20 protein-coding genes are annotated in these 22,231 nt (G+C 62.1%); 8 read left to right on the top strand and 12 right to left on the bottom strand.

Annotated elements, in window-relative coordinates; genetic code table 11:
- Positions 1-17: 17 nt before the first annotated feature.
- The 5 genes from ACYPYQ_RS07540 to ACYPYQ_RS07520 all read right to left on the bottom strand — a co-directional run bounded on the left by ACYPYQ_RS07540 (position 18) and on the right by ACYPYQ_RS07520 (position 3,945).
- Complete coding sequence (locus ACYPYQ_RS07540; RefSeq protein WP_459722250.1) at positions 18-650, bottom strand: hypothetical protein; 633 nt, start codon at positions 648-650, stop codon at positions 18-20.
- 107 nt (positions 651-757) lie between these two features.
- A complete protein-coding gene (locus tag ACYPYQ_RS07535) occupies positions 758-1,378 on the bottom strand; it encodes a hypothetical protein (protein ID WP_459722248.1) in 621 nt (206 codons plus the stop codon).
- Between the two features lie 11 nt (positions 1,379-1,389).
- Positions 1,390-2,172: a nucleotide-binding protein gene (locus ACYPYQ_RS07530; protein ID WP_459722245.1), complete on the bottom strand. Its 783-nt coding sequence runs from the start codon at positions 2,170-2,172 to the stop codon at positions 1,390-1,392.
- A gap of 1 nt (position 2,173) precedes the next feature.
- Positions 2,174-2,956 carry a LytR/AlgR family response regulator transcription factor gene (locus tag ACYPYQ_RS07525; protein ID WP_459722243.1) on the bottom strand — a complete coding sequence of 261 codons (783 nt, stop codon included), beginning with the start codon at positions 2,954-2,956 and terminating at the stop codon, positions 2,174-2,176.
- Positions 2,953-3,945 (bottom strand): sensor histidine kinase, encoded by a 993-nt coding sequence (locus ACYPYQ_RS07520; protein ID WP_459722239.1) that lies wholly within the window; start codon positions 3,943-3,945, stop codon positions 2,953-2,955. The genes ACYPYQ_RS07525 and ACYPYQ_RS07520 overlap by 4 nt, the downstream gene beginning before the upstream one ends.
- A gap of 160 nt (positions 3,946-4,105) precedes the next feature.
- Between ACYPYQ_RS07520 and argH the strand changes: the two genes are divergently transcribed.
- Entirely contained in the window at positions 4,106-5,494 is a 1,389-nt protein-coding gene (gene argH, locus ACYPYQ_RS07515; protein ID WP_459722236.1) for an argininosuccinate lyase, read from the top strand.
- Between the two features lie 190 nt (positions 5,495-5,684).
- Here argH and prmC read toward each other — a convergent pair whose 3' ends face one another.
- The 6 genes from prmC to ACYPYQ_RS07485 form a co-directional block, all read right to left on the bottom strand.
- Entirely contained in the window at positions 5,685-6,542 is an 858-nt protein-coding gene (gene prmC, locus ACYPYQ_RS07510) for a peptide chain release factor N(5)-glutamine methyltransferase (protein WP_459722233.1), read from the bottom strand.
- A 5-nt stretch (positions 6,543-6,547) separates the two neighbouring features.
- Positions 6,548-7,630, bottom strand: a complete 1,083-nt coding sequence (gene prfA, locus ACYPYQ_RS07505; protein ID WP_459722230.1) for a peptide chain release factor 1 — start codon at positions 7,628-7,630, stop codon at positions 6,548-6,550.
- The gene (gene hemA / locus ACYPYQ_RS07500; protein WP_459722226.1) at positions 7,627-8,880 is read right to left on the bottom strand and encodes a glutamyl-tRNA reductase; all 1,254 of its coding nucleotides are present in this window, start codon (positions 8,878-8,880) and stop codon (positions 7,627-7,629) included. The genes prfA and hemA overlap by 4 nt, the downstream gene beginning before the upstream one ends.
- An 83-nt stretch (positions 8,881-8,963) precedes the next feature.
- Positions 8,964-9,359: a hypothetical protein gene (locus ACYPYQ_RS07495; protein WP_459722223.1), complete on the bottom strand. Its 396-nt coding sequence runs from the start codon at positions 9,357-9,359 to the stop codon at positions 8,964-8,966.
- A gap of 37 nt (positions 9,360-9,396) precedes the next feature.
- The gene (locus ACYPYQ_RS07490) at positions 9,397-13,146 is read right to left on the bottom strand and encodes a tetratricopeptide repeat protein (RefSeq protein WP_459722219.1); all 3,750 of its coding nucleotides are present in this window, start codon (positions 13,144-13,146) and stop codon (positions 9,397-9,399) included.
- A gap of 52 nt (positions 13,147-13,198) precedes the next feature.
- Positions 13,199-15,241: a CHASE2 domain-containing protein gene (locus tag ACYPYQ_RS07485; RefSeq protein ID WP_459722214.1), complete on the bottom strand. Its 2,043-nt coding sequence runs from the start codon at positions 15,239-15,241 to the stop codon at positions 13,199-13,201.
- Between the two features lie 137 nt (positions 15,242-15,378).
- Here ACYPYQ_RS07485 and ACYPYQ_RS07480 point away from each other — a divergent pair, with 137 nt between their 5' ends.
- From ACYPYQ_RS07480 to ACYPYQ_RS07455, 6 genes are all read left to right on the top strand, one after another.
- Positions 15,379-17,268 carry an EAL domain-containing protein gene (locus ACYPYQ_RS07480; protein ID WP_459722211.1) on the top strand — a complete coding sequence of 630 codons (1,890 nt, stop codon included), beginning with the start codon at positions 15,379-15,381 and terminating at the stop codon, positions 17,266-17,268.
- Entirely contained in the window at positions 17,265-17,390 is a 126-nt protein-coding gene (locus tag ACYPYQ_RS07475) for a hypothetical protein (protein ID WP_459722467.1), read from the top strand. The genes ACYPYQ_RS07480 and ACYPYQ_RS07475 overlap by 4 nt, the downstream gene beginning before the upstream one ends.
- 6 nt (positions 17,391-17,396) lie before the next feature.
- Complete coding sequence (locus ACYPYQ_RS07470) at positions 17,397-18,203, top strand: lysophospholipid acyltransferase family protein (protein ID WP_459722207.1); 807 nt, start codon at positions 17,397-17,399, stop codon at positions 18,201-18,203.
- Positions 18,204-18,213: 10 nt separating this feature from the next.
- Positions 18,214-18,975, top strand: a complete 762-nt coding sequence (locus ACYPYQ_RS07465; RefSeq protein ID WP_459722201.1) for a GNAT family N-acetyltransferase — start codon at positions 18,214-18,216, stop codon at positions 18,973-18,975.
- 104 nt (positions 18,976-19,079) lie between these two features.
- Complete coding sequence (locus ACYPYQ_RS07460; RefSeq protein WP_459722197.1) at positions 19,080-19,448, top strand: diacylglycerol kinase; 369 nt, start codon at positions 19,080-19,082, stop codon at positions 19,446-19,448.
- A gap of 32 nt (positions 19,449-19,480) precedes the next feature.
- Positions 19,481-19,735, top strand: coding sequence for a hypothetical protein (locus tag ACYPYQ_RS07455; protein WP_459722193.1), 255 nt, complete (start codon positions 19,481-19,483; stop codon positions 19,733-19,735).
- A 50-nt stretch (positions 19,736-19,785) separates the two neighbouring features.
- On the opposite strand, the gene ACYPYQ_RS07450 is transcribed toward ACYPYQ_RS07455, so the two are convergent.
- Positions 19,786-21,693, bottom strand: coding sequence for a pyruvate kinase (locus tag ACYPYQ_RS07450; protein ID WP_459722189.1), 1,908 nt, complete (start codon positions 21,691-21,693; stop codon positions 19,786-19,788).
- A gap of 219 nt (positions 21,694-21,912) precedes the next feature.
- Here ACYPYQ_RS07450 and ACYPYQ_RS07445 point away from each other — a divergent pair, with 219 nt between their 5' ends.
- Positions 21,913-22,212 carry a DnaJ domain-containing protein gene (locus tag ACYPYQ_RS07445; protein ID WP_459722187.1) on the top strand — a complete coding sequence of 100 codons (300 nt, stop codon included), beginning with the start codon at positions 21,913-21,915 and terminating at the stop codon, positions 22,210-22,212.
- Positions 22,213-22,231 lie beyond the last annotated feature (19 nt).

The raw sequence follows: 22,231 nt of genomic DNA, 5'->3' as shown, positions 1-22,231 counted from the left end.
GGACTGGCGAAGGGACGCTAGAACTTGGCGCGCCAGACCACCACCAGCATCATCAGGATCAAGGCCATCAAGCTCTGCTCGATCTGGTTGCGCGCCTGGGCGATCAAGCGCCCGTTGATCAGTTTCTTCTCGTGCTGCATCGCTTCATCGGCCGCTTCGAGCAGCGCCATGAGCGGGCGGTCTATCCCGCGCACTTCCGAATCGGCTTTGCGCGGATCGTAGCCGGACTGCGCATAATTCTCCTTTTCCTTCTTGTACTGCAGATAGTTCTCCTGATGCGCATCGATGAAGGACTGCAGCTTCACATTGACCGCCCTGACATCGCTCTGTTTCAGGCCCGCCTCAGCCGCCCCGGCGACCTTGCGATACTGCTGCTCATAGGCATGCCAGTTCTTGTCCAGACTGGCACGGTCCGCGCTGCGCAACAGCAGGTTCTTCCACTCCTGCACCTCTATCTTGTATTCCGTCTGCAGGTCGTGCGCGACCGCAAACGGATCCTCGATGGCATTCAATCGCCTCTCCAGCTCGTCGGTACTAGTCCAGATCAGATAGAACCACACGAAGAATGCGGCGATCAGACCCAGCTTGGCCAGCGTCCCCCATGAGAAGAGCGAGCGTTGGCGTGCTTCGAAGAACTCTGTAGATACCATCTCAAATCCTTTTCTTTGGTTTTGCGCATAGGTCAACGCGGCGCGATTGACCCCTTATACCCATGAAAGTTCCAGGGGCGAACACCATGCCAGCGCAACCAACCCGCTCAGCCTGCACGCATGCGGCGGGCGGACACGAAGCCGAACACAGCCATCGCGAACAAGGAGACCGCACCGAGCAGACCGACCATCAGGTTGCGGCTGCCCTGCGTCTGGGGTGCGCGCGCAAGCTGTTGCTTGGCATACTCGGAGATCGCCGATTTGACCTGTACGATGCGAGCCTGTAGGCTGCGGTCCACTCCCTGCACCTGTCTGTCCACCTTGCGCCCGCTCGCGCTCTCCGATGATTGCAGCCCCGAGTAGGCTTGCAGGTATTCGCTCAACAGCGATCTGTGTTCCGCGATCAGTCCGTCGATGTCCGCCGTCTCCATGCCTATCTCCAGCATGATGGTGCGTGCTTCCATCAGGGCATGCTGCACAGCGATGCTGGCCTCCTTGAAGCCCTGCTGATGCCTTGCATGCTGCGCGCTGTTCCCCACGCGCAGCAGCATGTCCTTCCATTCCTGCACCTGCCGCCCCAGACCGATGGCAGCATCGTCCAGATGCTCCTCGATCTCCAGCAATTGCACGCTACGTCTGGCGGAAGACACATCGACCTCAAGGAACAATCGAGACAATTGATGACCACCCAGCACCGCCAGCACCACCGCAAGGATGACGAACCTCATCATCCCGCGCCTCATTTCCCGAGCGACGGCTGGAAAGCGGGGAAACGGCCCGTGGCACTCCCCGCACGGAACGCCGCCCACTTGCGCGAGCCTTCCAGGATGGCCTGCTTGTCTTCGGAGCGGACCCCGAACCGGTTGGGGAAATGCCCGTCCAGCCAGCGCACGATGGGCATGAACTCCTGCCGCTCGCGGCCGCTCACCAGTTCATCCAGTTCAAAGATGCCCAGCCCTTCACCGGCCGATAGCAGGTACACCTCGCTGTCTGACAGCGAAGTGAGGAAAGGCATCTTGAGCGAGGCGAGGAAACGCTCAAGTGCGATATAGACGGAACTGCCGCGATTGCGCACGCGATTGGCAACGACCGCCATGCGCGCATTGGCGGTACGCGCGCCACCCACCAGGAACAAGTCCTTGATGAAGTCGGCCGTGGCGCGGATATCGATCGGCGATGGCGCGACCGGGATGACGATGAAGTTGGCCTTGCGCACTAGGTCTTTCAGCAGCAGGCCGCCGGCACCGGCCGGCGCGTCGACGACCAGCACTTCGGTATCCAGCGGTACCCAGCCTTGACGGCTGGACAGATGCGCATTGCCCTTGGCTGGCGCGCCATTGGCTGCATGGATGGCCGGCAGCGTGGCGGGTCTGGCCTGCAGCCAGTGCAAGCTGGAACTTTGCGGGTCGTAATCGATGATGGCGGTGCGGAACCCACGGTTGGCGTAGTAGGCCGCCAGATTGGTGGTCAGTGTGGTCTTGCCCGACCCGCCCTTTGAGTTGATCACCAATATGGTCAGCAATTCATTCTCCCTGCTCCTGTGCATCCCCCAGCGACTTGACGCTGCCCCATTGGCGACGGCTGATCGGCAGCCTCTCCTCCAATCCTTGCAGCTTCACCTGCCAGCCGCTCTCCCCTTCCTCTCCGCCTTTCTCGAAACCGGCGATGGCCGATCTTGCCACCAGGCAGCTGCGATGGATGCGCACAAAGCGCGCGGCATACTCCTTCTCCAGCGCGGTGAGCGCCTCCTCGATCAGGTATTCGTGGTTCGCGGTGCGTACCGTGACGTATTTCATCTCTGCACGCAGATAGATCACATCCTCGATCGGGATCAGGATCACCTTGCCGCGCTCGTGCGCCGACAGATGGCTGCGCGCTTCCGGGATCAGCTCGCGCAGTACTTCGGTGCGGATCGGCACCGCATCGCGCGCGCGCGAGATCGCCTCGAACAGGCGGCCAAGGCGGATGGGCTTGAGCAGATAGTCGATGGCACGCAGCTCGAAAGCCTGGATGGCATACGCATCGTAGGCGGTGGTGAAGATGATGACCGGCGGGTGCTCCAGCTTGTTCAAATGCAGCGCCAGCTCCAGTCCGTCCATCTGCGGCATGCGGATGTCCATCAGCACCACTTCGGCCGGTGTCTCGTTCAACTTGTCGATGGCTTCCTGCCCGTTGCCTGCCTCGCCCACCACTTGCAGTTCGATCTGCGCGCTGCAGTCGACCAGCAGCTCCTTCAGGCGGCTGCGCGCCAGCGGTTCATCGTCCACGATGAACACGGTCAGCGGCAGGATCACGGTATCGTTCATGGCAGCCCTTGTTCACGCAACGGGATCACGATGTGCACATGATAACTGTCATCGTTGCGTTCCACACGGTACTCGGCTTCCACATCGAACAGCAACGCCAGACGCTCGCGGATGTTCGACAGCGCCAGATGATTGCCGTCGGACGGCACCGCCCTGCCCGGCAGCGGATTGCTCACCGACAGATGCAACTGGCCGCTCTTTTCGCGGATGTCGATATCGATGATGCCGCCTGCGGCCAGCGGTTCTATACCGTGATACACCGCATTCTCCAGCAGCGGCTGCAACATCAGCGGCGGTATCAATGCCTGCTGCGGCATGTGCTCGGTCTGCCAGCGCACCTGCAGCCGCTCGCCCATGCGCAGCTGCTCCAGCGCCAGATAACGCTGCGCCAGCGCCACCTCGTCGCGCAATGCGACCAGATCGTGCGCATCGCTCATCGCCATACGGAACAGATCGGCCATATCCTCCAGCGCGGTTTCCGCGCGCTTGGGCTCGGCGCGCACGATGGCCAGCACCGCGTTGATACTGTTGAACAGGAAGTGGGGCCGGATGCGTGCCTGCAACGCCTGCAAGCGCGCCTCCTGCAATGCCGGCGACATCGCCATGGCGCGCCAGCGGAAATAGGCCAGCAGCGCGAACGCGAGCAGTGCCGCCAACAGCATGCGCCGCAGGTCGAGGAAAACAGCAGACTCGTGGACCCCGGAGAACAATTCACCGCCCAAGCGCGAAAAGAACCATGTGATGCATGCCGTCAACACCACGATGGCGAACACTGTCCGCCAGTACGGGAACCTCGCCAGCACATCGTTCAGCGCATACAGGGCCAGCAGCACACTCAGCAGCACCGGCTGCAACAGCGCCGAGTCCAGCAGCATGCGCTGCCATAACTCGCCCACCGTTGCGACCTGGGCGACCGCGCAGGCCAGCGCACCCGCGTTGGCCAGCAGCACGATGCGCAACACCGTGCCCAGATTGCGGAAGTCCGGCAACAGTCGGTGTGGAATGTTTTGATTTATACTGCGCGTCCGTTTCATCGCGTAACAATTTATTTGGGTCCTCGCCCCAACCTTCTCCCGGCGGCAGAAGGCGTGAACGCCACGCAACCGCGTGGCACCCTTGGTACGAGCGGGCACCCATTCTGGACAAGACATGGCATCGATGCAAGACAATCAAACCTGGTCGGGACGCTTCAACGAACCGGTGGCTGAACTGGTCAAGCGCTATACCGCTTCCGTCGATTTCGACCAGCGTCTGGCACTGGTCGACATACAGGGTTCGCTGGCGCACGCACAGATGCTGGCCGAGAACAGGATCATCAGCGAACAGGACCTGCAGGACATCCGCCGCGGTCTGGCGCAGATCGAGAACGAAGTGATCGCCGGTGACTTCCTGTGGTCGCTCGATCTGGAAGACGTGCACCTCAACATCGAGAAGCGGCTCACCACGCTGGTGGGCGATGCCGGCAAACGCCTGCACACCGGTCGCTCGCGCAATGACCAGGTCGCCACCGATATCCGCCTCTATCTGCGCAACGAGATCGACAATATCGTCGGCCTGCTGAAGGACCTGCAATCCGCGCTGCTCGATCTGGCGCAGCACCACACGCATACCGTGATGCCCGGCTTCACCCATCTGCAGGTCGCGCAGCCGGTCAGCTTCGCCCATCACCTGCTGGCCTATTTCGAGATGTGCCAGCGCGACAAGGAGCGTTTCACCGATGCCCGTCGCCGCGTCAACCGCCTGCCCTTGGGCGCGGCCGCGCTGGCCGGCACCAGTTATCCGATCAAGCGCGAGCGCGTGGCCGAACTGCTGGGCTTCGAGGCCGTATGCCAGAACTCGCTGGACGCCGTGTCCGACCGCGACTTCGCCATCGAATTCACCGCCGCCGCCGCACTGGTGATGACGCATCTTTCGCGCCTGTCGGAAGAGTTGATCCTGTGGATGAGCCCGCGTTTCGGCTTCATCGATATCGCCGACCGCTTCTGCACCGGCTCGTCCATCATGCCGCAGAAGAAGAACCCTGACGTACCGGAACTGGTACGCGGCAAGACCGGACGCGTGAACGGCCATCTGATCGCCCTGCTGACTTTGATGAAAGGCCAGCCGCTGGCCTACAACAAGGACAACCAGGAAGACAAGGAGCCGCTGTTCGACACGGTGGACACACTGACCCAGACGCTGCGCATCTACGCCGACATGATCGCCGGCATCACCGTCAAACCGCAAGCGATGCGCGCCGCCGCATTGCAAGGTTATGCCACAGCCACCGACCTCGCCGATTATCTGGTGAAGAAGGGCCTACCCTTCCGCGATGCACACGAGGCTGTGGCGCTGGCAGTGCGTCATGCCGAGCGCAAAGGTTGCGATCTTGCCGACCTCAAGCTCGAAGAACTGCGCCAATTCTCGACGCTGATAGGCGACGATATCTATGCCGTGCTGACACTCGAAGGGTCGCTCGCCGCGCGCAACCATACTGGTGGCACGGCACCGCAGCAGGTCGAAGCCGCCATCGCACACGCACGCAAACTACTCTCCTGACCTTGCCCGCATGTTTCGCGGGCAAAAAAAACGGGCCACCTTGCGATGGCCCAGAATAGGGGGAGAGTATGAAAGATCGAGTTGATAACAACTCAAAGCTCACAACTCGGGGCGGATTGTAGGCAGCCGATCCCGCCTTGCCTATATGCCGTTTGGCCTATATATCGGCCTATATATCCCCCCGAAAGAGCTATATCCCCCCGCTGAACTGCCCGCCGGTGACGCGTTCTATCCCGGCCAAGTCCTTGGCGGAGCTGATATTCCCGAAACCGGCCCGTTGCAACAATACGCGCACCTGTGCGGCCTGGTCATAGCCGTGTTCCAGCAACAACCACCCATCCGCCGCAAGGTGAGCGCCCGCTTCACCGATAATGCGCCGGATATCATCCAGGCCATCCGGACCGGACGACAAGGCAGTGCGCGGCTCGAAACGCAAGTCTCCCTGCGACAGATGACTGTCGTTTTCGGCGATATAGGGTGGATTGGAGACGATAAGATCAAAATGCTGCTCCGCCAGCGCCGAGAACCAGTCGCTTGGGACGAAGCTGGCATTGCGGATCCCCAGCCGGACCGCATTCCCCTGCGCAACCGACAAGGCTGCCTCTGCGGCATCCACCGCCGTCACCCTTGCATCGGGGCGGGCGTGCGCAATGGCCAGCGCGATGGCACCGCTGCCTGTTCCGAGATCGAGCACCCGACCACCCGCTTCCGGCATAAGCTGCAATGCCAATTCCACCAATAGCTCGGTATCGGGTCGCGGGATCAACGTGGCCGGTGTGACCCTGAGGCCGAGGCCGAAGAACTCGCGCTCACCCAGGATGTAGGCCAGCGGCTCGCCCTGCAAACGACGTTGCAGCAATGATCGATAACGGGATAGTTCTTGCTCGGTGAGCACACGCTCAGGATGCGCCAGCAAATAGGCGCGATTCACAGCCAGCACGGCCTGCAGCAAGGCTTGCACCTCGCTACGCGCCTCATCCTGCTCCAGCGCCAGCGCCTGGCGTAGCGCGGCGACATCCTGCGCCAGCCGCTCGCGGATGCCAGGCACGGCGCTCAGCCTTCCTGGCCCAGCGCGGCCAATTGTTCGGCCTGATGCTCGGCCATCAGCGCATCGGTCAACTCGCTGATGTCGCCGTCCATGATCTGGTCCATCTTGTACAGGGTGAGGTTGATGCGATGGTCGGTGACGCGGCCCTGCGGGAAGTTGTAGGTGCGGATGCGTTCGGAGCGGTCGCCGCTGCCGACCAGCGATTTGCGCTCGGCGGCGATCTTGCTGTGCGCCGCCTGCTCCTCCTTGTCCTTGATGCGCGCAGCCAGCACGCGCATGGCCTGCGCCTTGTTCTGGTGCTGCGAACGGCCGTCCTGGCATTCCACCACGGTGCCACTTGGCAAGTGGGTGATGCGCACGGCGGAGTCGGTCTTGTTGATGTGCTGACCGCCCGCACCCGAGGCACGGAAAGTATCGATGCGCAGATCGGCCGGGTTCAGTTCCACTTCACCTACCTCCTCCGCCTCCGGCAGGATCGCCACGGTACAGGCCGAAGTGTGGATACGGCCTTGCGTCTCGGTGGCAGGCACGCGCTGCACGCGGTGCGCGCCCGATTCGAACTTGAGCACGGAATACGCGCCCTGACCGATGATGCGCGCGATGACCTCCTTGTAGCCGCCGACCTCGCCCGTACTTTCCGAGATGACCTCGACCTGCCAGCGGCGGCGTTCGGCGAAGCGCAGATACATGCGGAACAGGTCGCCCGCGAACAATGCCGCCTCGTCGCCGCCGGTGCCGGCTCGCACTTCGAGGATCACGTTGCGCTCGTCGTTGGGATCTTTGGGCAGCAACTGTTTCTGCAATTCGATCTCAAGTTGCGCCAGCTTCAGCTGTCCGGCCTTGATCTCCTCATCCGCGAATTCGCGCATGTCCGGATCGTTGGCTATCTCCTGCGCGGCGGCGATGTCGGATTCGCAGGATTGCCAGGCATGGAACAACTCGACCACCGGTTCGATCTCGACGCGCTCGCGGTTCAGTTTGCGGAAGGCCTCCATGTCGCGCGTGGCTTCTTCGCTGCTCAACAGGCGCGTGACCTCGTCCAGACGCTCGGCGAGACGCGCGAGTTTGTCGGCGATACTGGGTTTCATTCCGGGGTGTGCAGGTGATAGATGCGGTGGACGGCGTCCAGCAGAGCCTGCCGTTCGCTGTCCTGTGCCTGGTTCAGGCTGTGGGTCGGTGCATGCAGGAATTTGTTGGTGAGCGAGGCGCTCAATGCTTCCAGCACCTTCTCCGGCGCGTCGCCCTTGGCCAGTTGCTTCAACGCCTTGTCCATCTCGTGCCGGCGCTGGCGCTCGGTATGGTCGCGCAGGGCACGGATGGTGGGGACGACCTCGCGCGATTCCATCCAGTGGATGAACTCGTTCACGCCGGAATCGATGATGACCTCGGCTTCCTTCACCGCGCCCTGGCGCGCATCCTGCCCGTCGCGCACCACTTCGGCGAGATCATCCACCGTGTACAGGAACACGTCGTCCAGTTCGGCCACCTCCGGCTCCACGTCACGCGGCACGGCCAGATCGACGATGAACAAGGGGCGGTGCTTACGCTGCTTGAGCGCGCGCTCCACCAGCCCTTTGCCGAGTATGGGCAGCTGGCTGGCGGTACAGGTGACGATGATGTCGTGGTGAGCTAGCTGCTCGGACAACTCGTTCAGCGTGACGGCATGGCCGTCGATGCGGCGTGCCAGTGCCTGGGCGCGGTCCAGCGTGCGGTTGGCGACGGTGATCTTTTTGGGCTTGCGCGCGGCGAAGTGCACCGCGTTCAGTTCGATCATCTCGCCCGCGCCGATGAACAGCACGTTCTGTTCGGTGATGCTGGGGTAGATGCGCTCCGCCAGTTTGACGGCGGCGGCAGCCATCGACACCAGATTGGCACCGATCTCTGTCTGGGTGCGCACGTCCTTCGCCACCGAGAAGGTACGCTGGAACAGCTTGTGCAACAGGAATCCCATCGTGCCCGCCTGCTCGGCCTGGCGCACCGCCTGCTTCATCTGGCCGAGGATCTGCGGCTCCCCCAGCACCATGGAATCCAGCCCGCTGGCGACGCGGAAAGCATGCTTCACCGCTTGTTCCTGCGGCAGGCGGTAGATGTAGGGCTCGACGTCGTTGGCTGGCAGCTTGTGGTAATCCGCCAACCAGCCCACTGCCTGCGCGGGCGCATTGGTGCTGCAATAGATTTCGGTACGGTTGCAGGTGGACAGGATGGTCGCTTCCTTCGCAGCACCGTTACCGACCAGATCACGCAAGGCGTCACCCATCGTGTCGACGCTGAACGAGAGTTGCTCGCGCACGTCTAGCGGGGCGGTCTGGTGATTGAGGCCGAAGCTGAATAACTGCATGGAAGGTCCGCTGTCCGGAGGTTCGGGGGCGGAATTATAGTGGCTGGAGCGGCTTTCTACCAGCCGCCCCGCCATTTGTGGCCCTACTTGGCGGGGGCCAGCTGGGCCAGCGCCGCTTCAGCGTCGGGGCGCAACGAACTGTCCGGATATTGCTTGACGAAACCGGCGAACGCCGCCTTGGCATCATCCGCCTTGCCGGCATCGACCAGTTCGACGGCCTTGGTGAATGCAGTCAGTTCTGTCTCATCGATGGCGAGCTGCTCTGCTTCGCCCTTCCAGTAGACGTCATCCGCATCCGCCAGCGAACCGCGCACGCCACCGGCAGCAGTGGTGGTGGTCAGTTTCTTCTTCGGCGTCAGCAGCTCGATCTTCTTGCGCAGACGTTCCCACAGCGACAGCTCCTGGTCTGCAGCGGCGGCCTGCATCGGTGTCGCCAGCACGATCCCCAGCAACACGAACAACGAAATCAGTCTCTTCATGTCCATCTCTCCTTGAGTAAGCTTGCTGGCCTCGGACTCACAGCGCGTTCAAGAGTTCCAGTGCCAGCGCACGGTATTGTACCTGCACGTTCTTATCCAGTTTCTTGGCCTTGATGAAGGTCTCCTTGGCGCTCTTGGTGTTGCCCAGCCGTTTGTAGGCGCGCGCCAGATTGACCAGGATATGCGCATCCTTGGGACTCAGCTTGGCTGCCGCTTCATAAGCCTTGACGGCATCCTGGTATTTGTCGTCGATCATCAGCAGATTGCCCCGGTTGTTATACGCGGAAGCATTCTTCGCATCCAGGCTCAGCACCTTGTCGAAATATTTCATCGACTCCTTGCGGTCGCCGATCTTGGCCAGGATGATGCCGACCTGCAAGTGCGCATCCACATCGTTCGGCTTGTCCTTGATGATGTCCAGATAGCGGCGGGTCTTGGTCTGCGAGCTGATCTTCAGCACCGACAGGATATCGCCCGGGAACTTCTTCTCGATGGCGGCGCGATTCAGTCCGCTCGCCTTCCAGTCCGAATCCGGCAGGCTGGCCGGTTTGAACGTGTCCCAGGCGGCATGGACATCCAGTATCGTCAGCCCGTTGTCCTTGTACTTGTAGTAGGTCTCGCTACCCTTCTCCCAGGCCCTGATGAAGGAATTACCCACCAGCGTCGTCTCCACCGGCACCCACAGCGTGCCCTCGTGGATCACATACAGGTTGTTCATGGTGTAGCCGTCGTCGTCCGCCGGGATGCGCGTATCGAACATCATCAGCATGTGTCCCGGCACCTCCAGCACGCGCGTATTGATGCCCATGCTCTCCAGCCCCGCGCTATATACCGCCACCAGGTCGTCGCAATCACCGGACTTGCGCTCCAGCGTCTCACGCGGGAACTGGATGTAGTCGACGGTATGCTCCTTGCCGGAGGTGAGCTGGTAGGGATTGCTCGGGTCCTGGATATAGGTCAGGCCGTACACACCCATCGCATCGAACAGTGCCGCCGCCAGTTGCGCCTCATCCTTGGTATCGCGGTACTCGCCCACGATGCCGCGCGCCAGATTCAGCACCGGCGGGTCTTTGGGCGTGACGAACGCGGCGAAACGACCGCGCTCGTCCCAGGTCAGCCGGTGCTTGTCGTAGACGTTGACCGTGGCGTTGTGGCTGTACGTCACCTTCTTGCCGTTCTCGAAATAGCTGGCCTCGATCAGCGCCTGCACCGAACTGTCCTCGGTCATGGTGAGGATGCTGTTGTTGAACACCGCCTTCAGCGGCAATTCTTCGCTGGAGCCCGGCATCAACTTGAGGATCTTGTTCTCGGTCGAGAAATCCATGAAGTTCTTCAACAGGAAGCTGACACGGATCTTCTCCATCGCCTTGTCCGTATTGTTGGTCAGGCGGATGGTGCCGATGCCGTCACGCTCGTACAGCTTGTAGGAGTTGGAGAACACGTTCTCCAGCTTGACCACCTCGATGTCCAGCGGCGGGCGGCTGAACACCAGCGTCGTCACTTCCACCGGCAGCTTCGCCGATTCGGTCTGGTCGGTGCTCAGCACACTGACATGGAAGGTATATTTGGTTTCCGGCTGCAAGGCATCCTTGGTGAACTCGGGCGTGGTGACCTCGCCCACCTGGGTCAACGTGTCGCCGTCCTGCTGGTAGATGCGATAGGCGGCAAAGTATTGCGGATCGACAGCCGCCCAACTCAGCTTCGCCTGCCAGGGCGTCATCTCGGCCTTGACCTCCGCCAAAGCGGGTGGCGTGAACTTCTCGGTCATTGCGCTGGCGGCGGTACTGCTCGCCCCCTCGTAACCGAAATCGGAGACGGCCACCACACGATAGAAATAGCGCACATCCGCATCCAGCCCCGCATCGGTATACGAATTCGTCTCACTGGTACCGACTTGCACATAGCCCGCGTTCTCGTTCTTGGAGCGGTAGATATGGAAGGACTTGACGTAGAAAGCCGCCGGCTTGTCCCAGCTCAGGTCCACCGCATGCACATGGCCGTGCGCCGCGAAATTGGCCGGCTGCTGCGGCTTGTACATCACCGACAGGGATTCGACCCGTTTGCCCTCGCCATCCGCCACGAACAACGTGCTGCCGCCGCTGCTGGCCAATGCCACCGGGTCGCCCAGATTGGCCACACCGGTCGCCTTGGTGCCGAACACGCGCAACAGCTTGCCCTTGTGATCGAACGCCTTCACCTGGTTGCCGTCCAGCACCAGCACCTCGTCAGCGGTGACCGCCATGTCCAGCGGCTTGGTGAACAGGCCGCCTTCCTTCGGCCTGTCGAACTCGTGCGACAACTCGCCGCTGGGCGTGAACACCAGCACACTGTTGCGGCTGCCATCCAGCACGAACAGACGATCCTGCGGATCCATGCCGATCGCCAGGGGATTGCTGATGTTGCCACCCAGCTTGGCCACATAGACCCCGTCGTTGCGGAACACCTGCACCGAGCGATGACCGCGATCCGCCACGAACACCAGCCCGCTGCCGGCGACCGCCACCGATGTCGGGTTGCTGAACTGGCCTGCGCTGCTGCCGCCACTGCCGAAAGTAGCCAGTTCCTTGCCCGTTTCATCCAGTTTCACGCAACGCTTCTTCTTTTTGTCCAGCACCCACAGACTGCCGCCGGCATCGACTGTCACCGCCGTCAGTTCCATATCGGCCGGCTTGATCTCGGCCGCCACTTTGCCGTCCTTGAGTTTGAGCAGCGCACTGCCATCCTTGCCCGCCTTGGTGATGACGTACACCGTCCCCTTGCCGTCGCCCGCCAGCTGTACCGCCTCGACCGGGATGCTGCCCTGCCATTTGACGGATGAACGTCCGGCAGCCTTCGGCACCGGCTCCATGCGCGTACCCGCAACGGTCTGGAAATGGTTGATCAGTGACTTGCCGGCATCGCCGATGTAGACCTGCTGGCCCTTCTCCACCGCCAGCCCGGAGAGCCGCTTGGTTTGTGACTTCCCCTCACCCTTGGAGCCGAACGGAAAAGCCAGCTTGCCGTCGAAATCGAACTTGGAAACCACCTGCTTCTGCTCATCCGCCACATACACGCCGTCTTCCGCCACGGCCAGCGCGACCGGAGAACCGACATCCGAGAAGGAACGCAGATACAAGCCGCTGGGATCGTAGACCTTGACCAGGTTGTCATCGCTGTCCAGCACATAGATGCGGCCGGCCTCATCCAGCCCGACATCAACCGCCTTCTTCAGCTGCCAGGGCAACTCCCTGCCGCCCTCGCCGTTGCCTTTCGCATGCAACGCCAGCGTATGGATGAACACCCCGTTCACGCCGAACATCTGGATGCGTTTGTTGCCGGTATCGGCAACGTAGACCACCCCCTCATGCACCGCGATGCCGCGCGGGCCATCCAGCGCCTGGTCGTCGCCACCGAAGAACCCGCCCGCTTTCGCGCCGAAACGGCCCTTGTACTTGCCGCCCGGCAAGGCATACATCACCACCTGGTCGGTATCGCTGTCCACCACGTACAAGGTGTCCTTGGTCACTGCCGCCCCTTCCGGGCGCTTCAGGAGTTCTGTGTCACCGGACTTGGCCGGCAGGGTAAAGGCGACTTTACCCGTCGCATCCAGCGCCTCGACCACGCCGCCCTTGCGCGCGACGAACAGCAGGCCACCGCCGGTCGCCAGCAGCTTGTCCAGCTTGTCGACGGCCATCTCGCGTTTGAAGTCGGCCTTGATGAAACCATTGGCCAGCCCGTTACCGGTCAGTTCTGCCTGGGCGTTGAAGGAGATGAGTCCGATCAGGGATGCGATTAACAAATTACGCATGGTTCCACCTATCCAAATTCTGTTGATGAGATCCGCGACACTGGCGGCCGCGTTATTTTTCCGCCCGGTTGAACACGCCATCCCAGTCTTCCGCCGGGGGGTTGGCTGCGAAATAGAGGCAACGCTCGACGTACAACTGGCTGGGCTTATCCCCGGGTCGCTCCGCCAGCAAGGCGGCGAATTCCGACCGGGCTGCCGCCCAGTCACGTTGACGATAGAACCCGAGTCCCGCATTGAAACGTGCCAATTGGCCGCTGCTCAATGCCCCCGGGCCGACCTGAGGTTCGTAGATTGTAACGGGTAATTGCTTGCCGACCACCCGTATCTTGTCTATCTCGCGATATGGACAGACATCCGGTGCCAGTTGCCGGGTCTGCTCCCCCACCAGATAGGTGATGCCGTAGTATTTCGCGGTGCCTTCCAGGCGCGAGGCCAGATTCACCGTATCGCCGATCACGGTGTACTCCATCTTCTTGCCCGCAAAGCCGACGTTGCCCGCCACCACTTCGCCGGAATGCAACCCGCCACGTATCGCGAACGGCTCGACGCCTTCCGCTTCCCATTTCTCCTTCAACTGTCCCATGCGCGTCGCCATCGCGGTCACGCACTGTACCGCCAGCCGTGCATGGTCCGGCTGCGCCAGCGGCGCGCCCCAATAGGCCATCACCGCATCTCCGATGAACTTGTCGATGGTGCCATCGTGCTGCTCGATGATCTTCACCATCTCGCCCAGATATTCGTTCAGGCGCGACACCACCTCCTGCGGCGGATGCGATTCGCTGAAGGTGGTGAAGCCCTTGATGTCGGTGAACAGCACCGTGACGTCCTTGGTATCGCCGCCTATCTTGGCCGCATCCGGATCCTTCTCCAGCCGCGCCACCAGCTTGGGCGACAGATAGCTGGAGAACATGGAACGCATCTCGCGTGCGCTGCGTTCCAGCACCAGATAACGGAAACTGCCGCCGACCAGCAGCGCCAGCACGGCGGACAAGGTCGGATAGATGATGCTGATCCAGTGCCCGGTCTCGAACATGTCGTAGGCGAACCAGATATAGGCGGACAGCATCAGCACCGTGGCCGGGATGGCACCATACAGGCGCAGGCGCGTGGTCAGGAAATAAGCCAGCATGCCCAGCAGCACGATGAACAGCATGTCCACCAGCGCCTCCAGTCCGCCCTGGCGTATGAAGCGGTCGCTGATGATGTTGTCGGCCACGGTGGCGTGGATCTCCACCCCCGGCGTATTGCCGTGGAAGGGCGTGACACGCATGTCGTACACACCCAGCGCGGTCGCACCGACGAACAGCACCTTGCCCTTCAGCGCCTCCGCCGGCACGCGGCCGTGCACCACATCGGTGAAGGAATAACGCGGATAGCCGCCCGGCGGGCCGGTGTAATTGATCCACATCGCATATTGCCCGTCCACCGGGATGTGGCGTTCGCCGACCACCACATCGAAGGTCTCAGCCGTATAGTCCTTCACACCCAACGCGATCATCGCCGCCGTCATGCCCAGCGAAGGATGCAGCTTGCCGTCCGCCTCGACCAGCAGGGGCACGCGCCGGTTCACGCCGTCCTCGTCCGGGAACAGGTTGATCTGGCCGGTGGAGACCGCGGCCCGCTCGAACTCAGGCAACGAGCGTGTAACGCCCTTCACCTGTCCGTCCGGGCCGTACTCAAATAGTTGCGCCAGCGTGACATTGCCCGACTTCTGCATCGCCGCGGAGAACGCCTGGTCGCTCACCATGTCCTCGCGCTCGGGGAAAAAGGCATCGAACATCACCGCCTTCGCCTGCGCCGCCTTCAACCGCTCCAGCAGCCGCGCGTACTGGCTGCGCGTCCACGGATAGCGCCCCAGCTCGGCGATGCTCTTGTCGTCGATGGCGATGATGGCGATGGATGGTTCCAGCGGAACGGCACCGCGCATCTCGCGGAAGCGCAGATCGTAGGTGCGCGCCTCGAACGCTTCCAGGAAAGGGTTCTGCGAGTAATACAGCGTCAGCACGAACAGCACCGAGAGTGCCGACAGCAACACCGAGAATCCCCGGCTGTTCAAACGCTTGGACAAGTCTTGCAGAAAATTCGGAACGATCATGCGCGGACCCTCTGGAATGTAGGCGACGACGGAACGGGGCTCATTGTAACCGCCTTGCCCCCATGCGAAAGCCGTCATCTGCCCGTAACACGGCGGCGCTAACCTGCGCGCCCGTAAACAGAGATCCGAGGTGCGCCATGTTCGCCATTCCTCAAGCATCAAACCTCACCACGTTTCCGCGCGCACCGCGCGCACAGTTTCTGGCCGACCTGCTGCTGGCCAAAGATCAGAAGGAACAAACCATGTCAGCGCTTGAAGAGATACTTGCCCGACGCAGTCTGAGCGCGCTGTTCCAGCCCATCATCGACCTCAAGCGCGGCGAGTTCCTGGGCTTTGAAGGGTTGATCCGCGGCCCCGCCAATAGCTCCCTGCACTCACCGATCAACCTGTTCGCGACCGCCGAACGCGAAGGTCTGGCGCTGGAAATCGAGATGCTGGCGCGGCACACCGTGCTGGAAAGTTTCTCCCGGCAAGGCCTGCCCGGCCTGCTGTTCCTCAATGTCAGCCCGCAGACGCTGACCCAGCCCAGCTTCCGCAACGGCCAGACGCTGGCCTTCCTTGAGCAGCTGGACATCGACCCGTCACGCGTGGTGATCGAGATCACCGAGAACCAGCCCACCTTCGACTTCGATGCCATGCGCAGCGCCTTGCTGCACTATCGCGGCATGGGCTTCAAGATCGCGATCGACGACCTGGGAGAAGGCTTCTCCAGCTTGCGCCTGTGGTCCGAACTGCGCCCCGAATACATCAAGATCGACATGCATTTCGTGCAGGGCGTGGACCGCGATCCGATCAAGCTGCAGTTCCTCAAATCCATCCAGAGCATCGCCCAGAGCTGCGGCACACACGTCATCGCCGAAGGCGTGGAGACCGAGGCCGAACTGAAGGTCGTCAAAGACCTCGGCATCGCGCTAGGACAAGGCTATTTCATCGCACGCCCCAGCCCCACACCGCCGCTGCTCGCCTCCACCGAGACGGGGCGCATCCTCAACGCTTCCAGCATCTCCATCTTCCCGGATTCAGTCTGCCCGGCCTGCCCGCCCAACGCCCAGACCACCGCGCAGAAGTTGCTGACCTACATCGAGCCGGTGCACCCTGACGCACTGATCGAACACATCTTCGACCGCTTCAATGCCGACCCTGCGCTGCGTGCCATCCCGGTGGTCAGCAACGGTGCGCCGGTGGGCCTCATCAACCGCTACAGCTTCATCGACCGTTTCGCCAAGCCTTACCAGCGCGAACTGCACGGCAAGAAGCCCTGCAAGGAACTGATCCAGAGTCCACCGCTGCTGGTGGAGAAGAAGATGCCGATACAGGAGCTCAGCCATTTCCTGGCCGAATCGGAAGACCGCCATTTCGCCGAGGGTTTCATCATCACCGAAAGCGGCCGCTACATCGGCTTCGCCTCGGGCCAGGCCCTGCTGCGCGAACTGACGCAGATGCAGCTGGAAGCCGCGCGCTACGCCAACCCGCTCACCCAGTTGCCCGGCAACGTGCCGATCAACGAGCACATCGGCCGCCTGCTGCAGGCGAACACCCCGTTCGTCGCCTGCTATTGCGACCTCGACCATTTCAAACCCTTCAACGACACCTACGGCTACCGCAAGGGCGACGAGATGATCCAGCTCACCGGCCGCATGCTGAGCTGGGCCTGCGATCCGAAACTGGACTTCCTCGGCCATATCGGCGGCGATGACTTCATCCTGCTGATGCAAAGCCGCGACTGGCAGAACCGTTGCGAACAGGCGTTGCGTTCGTTCGAGCAAGCCGCCTCGCTGATGTTCCGCGAAGAGCATATCGCCGCCGGCGGCTACACCAGCGAAGCGCGCGACGGCAGCGTCATGTTCCACCCGCTCAGCAGCCTGTCCATCGGCGCGATCAGGATCGAACCCGGCCGTTTCACGTCGCACCACGAGGTCTCCGCCGCCATGACGGATGCCAAGAAGATGGCGAAGAAGATCCGCGGCAACAGCCTGTTCGTTGAACAGCGAGAGTACGAAACATCCCCAGCACAGGAGACAACATGAAGCGCAAGCCACCCGTACACCCCGTAGACGGCCGCATCAGCATCCCCGGCCTGCTGATGCGCACAGGATTCAACGCCACGCTGACCTTCTTCTGCACCCTGCGCATCTTCTCTCTGGACTGAACACGCATGCTGCGAAAGACCATCGCCCTGTGGCGGGCGCTCCGCCTCGCGCTGCACATAGCCTACGGCCTGCTCATGGCCGTGATCTATCCCCGCCTCTCCACCGCCATGCGTCGCCGCATCCTGCAACGCTGGTCCGCCGACCTGCTCGCCATCTTCAACGTGAGACTGTCCGCGCCGGGTCGGCACGGCATGCAGCGTGGCCTCATCGTCAGCAACCACATCTCCTGGCTGGACATCTTCGTGCTGAACAGTGTCGTGCCGATGCGCTTCGTCGCCAAATCCGAGGTGCGGCGCTGGCCCGCCATCGGCTGGCTGTGCGCGCGCGCGAACACCCTGTTCATCGAACGCGGCAACGCGCGCGCGGCAGCGCGCATCAACCGGCAGCTCGGCGCGCTGATGCGGCAGGGCGAATGTCTCGCCGTGTTCCCGGAAGGAACCAGCACCGACGGCGCACAGGTCGCGCATTTCCACGCCTCGTTGCTGCAGCCCGCCATCGACGCGCAAGTGCCGCTGCATCCCGTCGCCATCCGCTATGAAAACGATGACGGCGAACGCAGCACCGCCGCCGCCTACTTCGACGACATCTCCTTCGGCACATCGCTGTGGACGCTGCTCAACACCCCTGTGCTGCATGTGCACGTGCTGCCCGCACCGGCGCTGCACGCCGCTGCATTCGAGCGCCGCGAGCTGGCGCAGTGTGCGCATGGATCCATCTCTGCCGCACTGCAGCAGGCCGAGTCACACAAGCTTCATATTGCGTTAACTCACCCGCAACATTCGGACACTAATCTGCTCCCATCGACAACTTAGGAGCACGACGATGTTGGATCTGATCCGTCAGCAGCAGAAACAGGAAGCCCAGCGCCGCCTCACGTTCAACATGGCGCGTACAGTGGCCGAGATCGCCGAAGCACAGCGTATCCGCTTCAAGGTGTTCGGCGAAGAGATGGGCGCCAACCTGCCCAGCGCCGAGCTCGGCCTGGACATCGACCGCTTCGACGAATACTGCGACCACCTGCTGGTGCGCGACCACGGCAACGACAAGGTCGTCGGCACTTACCGCATCCTGCCGCCAGAACAGGCGGTGAACGCGGGCGGCTACTACTCCGAGACCGAGTTCGACCTGTCACGTCTGGAGAACCTGCGCGACCGCATGGTGGAAGTCGGCCGCTCCTGCGTGCACCCCGACTACCGCGATGGCGCGACCATCACCCAGTTGTGGAGCGGTCTCGCGGACTACATCGGCAAGCATAACCACGAATACCTGATCGGCTGCGCCAGCATCAGCATGGCCGACGGCGGCCACTACGCCGCCAGCGTGTACAACAAGGTGCACAAGCTGCATGCCGCACCGAGTGAATACACCGTGTTCCCGCACTGCCGCCTGCCGCTCGAATCGCTGCAGCAGGATCTGGAAGTCACCATCCCGCCGCTGATCAAGGGCTACCTGCGCCTCGGTGCCTACATCGCAGGCGAACCGGCTTGGGACCCCGACTTCAACTGTGCCGACCTGTTCATCCTGATGCCGGTGTCGCGCATGAACGCGCGCTACGCCAAACACTTCCTGAAGAAGGCGGCTTAATCACGCGACATGATCTCTCCTCCCTTGCGCGCACGCAGTCTGGTGCGCGTTCTTTTTTGTGTATAGTTATCGGCCCCATTATGACAACGCTTCAGGAGCAACAATTGGAAAGTCCCTACAAAGGCAAGACTGGTCTGGTTCGCCTGTGGAACGCCTTCGGCTACTCGCTCGCCGGCTTCCGCGCCGCCTACAAACATGAAGATGCCTTCCGCCAGGAAGTGTGGCTCGCCCTCATCCTCGTCCCGCTCGCGCTGTGGATGCCGGTGACGATGATCGCCAAGGCGCTGATGATCGGCAGTGTGCTGCTGGTCATCATCGTCGAGCTGCTCAACTCCGCGGTCGAAGCCACCGTGGACCGCATCTCGCTGGAGAACCACGACCTCGCCAAACGCGCGAAAGACATCGGCAGTTCCGCCGTGCTGGTGAGTCTGATCAATGTAGTTGTCGTTTGGGCCCTGGTGTTATTGGGCTGAATCATCACTGGAGGAAATACATAATGGGAAAAATGAGCAAACCTGAATACGAAGAGCAAGCGCGCGCCCTGAGCAAAGAAGAGGCAGAACGCCTGCTCTCCCGCATGAGCGGGAAATTACCCAAGCGCCTGCACAACGAGAAATTGTCCCGCGAAGAAGCGCTGGCCATACAGCTCGAACTGGAGGACGAGCAACTGGACGAGTGGCGCAAGAACATGCAGGAGCTCAACACCAAGATCGAGGCAAAGGGCAACCGAAGGAAGACAGACCAGAAGGACAAGAAGTAATCGAAGCACTTGTCAGCCGGATGGACGGCGCAACGCCGTCCGGTCCGATCCTAGCCCGCCGAAAGGTCGAACACGCTCGCCAGCTTCAACTCCCGCATCGTCGGCCGTTTCTTGTCCTGATGCGTGGCCATGCGCCGCATGATGTCGTCCAGATAGGACAGCGCCTTCAGGATGTGCGGCCCCTTGTTCAGCATGATGCATTCCGCCCGCTGTGCCATCGCCGCATCGGTGATCTCGGCCCTGGTGGGGATGCCGTCACGCACCAGCGTCTCCAGCACCTGCGTCGCCCAGATCACCGGCACGTGCGCCGCCTCGCAGGTCCACAGGATCTCTTCCTGTATCTCCGCCATACGCTGATAGCCGACCTCCACCGCAAGATCCCCGCGCGCGATCATCACACCGCATGACGATGCCTGCATCGCCTCCAGCAACATGCCGGGCAGGTTCTCGAAACCGCGCCGCGTCTCGATCTTGAGCACGACCCCCAACTGCTTCGCGCCGAGCGCATGCATCTCGCCCAGCAGTTCGCGCACATCCTCCTCGCAATTGGCGAACGAGAGCGCAACGATGTCCGCATGGGCGGCGACGAAACGCAGATAGTCCTTGTCCAGTGTGCTCAGCGCCGGCAGATGCAGGCGGCTGTCAGGGAAGTTGATCCCCTTGTCGCAGCGCAGCCTGACACCTTTCGCCCGTGCGCTGGTGATGCGCAGCAGCAATCCGTCGCCGCGCTTCTCCTCGATGACGGCACCGATCTTGCCGTCATCCAGCCAGACCGGTTCGCCGACCGCCACATACCCGAACACCTCGGGCAGCGTGCAACCGATCTCGGCCGGCGAGACGACCTTGCCTTCCTCGTCGAAGGTCGGCTGCTTGCCCGCGTTCTGATCGGCGCGTATCAGCAGCCTGTCCCCCACGTGCAGCAGCAGCGCGCCCTCGATCGGCGGGATGTTCCTGATCTCGGTCTCGAAGCCGTCGCGTGTATCCAGCGTCGTGCTCCGGTGCTCAAGCACCGTTCCGGACTTGACGAACGTGGTCTGCGAACACTGTGCCCAGACGCCATCCGGCGTCACAGAAAGCACATGGAAGCAACGGTCGCGGTCCGCCGTATCGACCAGGCAGATGCTATCACCGGCCGCCAGTCGCGCCAGCCAAGTGCCGCTCACCGACAGGCTGACGTCGGCCTCTTCCGGCACCTCGGCCTCCGAATTCTCATCCCGCAGCCATATGCGCACCGGGGCGATCACATGGCCGAACACATCACGGCCCGGATGGATGCGCAACACTTCAGGCCCCGGCTCCAGGTGTCCGGTACGCAACTTCGGCCCCGGCAGATCCATCAGGATGCGGCAGGACTTCTCCAGAGCGGCCTCCGCGCGCCGCAGGTGCCCGATCATCGCCTCCCACTCGGCAGGCGAATCATGCGCACAATTGATGCGCATGCAATCCATACCCTGCGCGAGCAGATCATGCACCAGCCGCCCGTCGCGTGCGGCCTCCCTCGGCATCGTCACCATGATCCGGGCTTCGCGCCCGTTCTGCACCGGACCCAACAATGCGTGTGTGCGCTGCTGCAGCAACTGCCGCCCCCGCTCGAACGCCCCATCGATCGCGGCATGCTGCCACTCGTGCCAGACATCGCTGGACAACTTGTACAGCAGTGCCAGAACCGCATCGATGCTCGCCATCACATGCGGCTCCGAACGGCCGAGCGACGACAATCCAAGCCGGCTCAAACGCACTTGCAGGCCGCGCAGGTCATGCCTGCGCAAGGCGATGTAATGGAGCAGGTTCCTGGCACTCTCGTGCCGGGCAGGCGGCAAGGCATACCAGCGTTCGGAGGAGGTCATCTCGATATCGAGCAAACTGATGCGTATCAGCTCCAGTTCGCCCAGCAAGGTGACCAGCGCCTCTTTGCGCGCCTGTGCGTGCGGAAGCCTGGTGGTAGTCATATGGTTCATGCGCATGACTCTATGCCCAGCATGTTGCATGCCTGTTTCATTTATGTTTCAGTCACCTATGTGTTCGCATGTGATGCCACATGTCACTGCCCCCCCCCGGCCCGTCACCTGCCAAGCGACACCGCCCATCCCGAAAATCGGGAGCCCGTTGCCAGCGCATGGAACCCCAACAGTCCGCGATGGAACTTGGTAAAATCGCGCGCCTTGCAGGAGGCCTCATTGGAAAACCCATACGACATCCTTGGCGTCTCGCCGACCGCTTCGACCGACGACATCAAGAAGGCATACCGCGCACTTGCCATGCGCCATCACCCGGACCGCAACCCCGACGCCAGCGCCGAACGCAGATTCGACGCGATCAAGAAGGCGTACGAACTGCTGTCCGATCCGCAGAAGCGGGCCGAGTACGACTACAGCAAGCACAACCGCATCGTCATCGACCCGGCGCACGAAGCGCAGAGCCTGTGGCGTTCGCTGTTCGACCGCTGCGGCATCGAACTGCCGCACCGCACCCGTTAACCATTTACAGAAGACCATC

This window comes from Sideroxyarcus sp. TK5, from assembly GCF_054601595.1.
The sequence above is the reverse complement of the archived record's forward strand: the minus strand, read 5'-3'. Positions and strand labels throughout refer to the sequence as shown.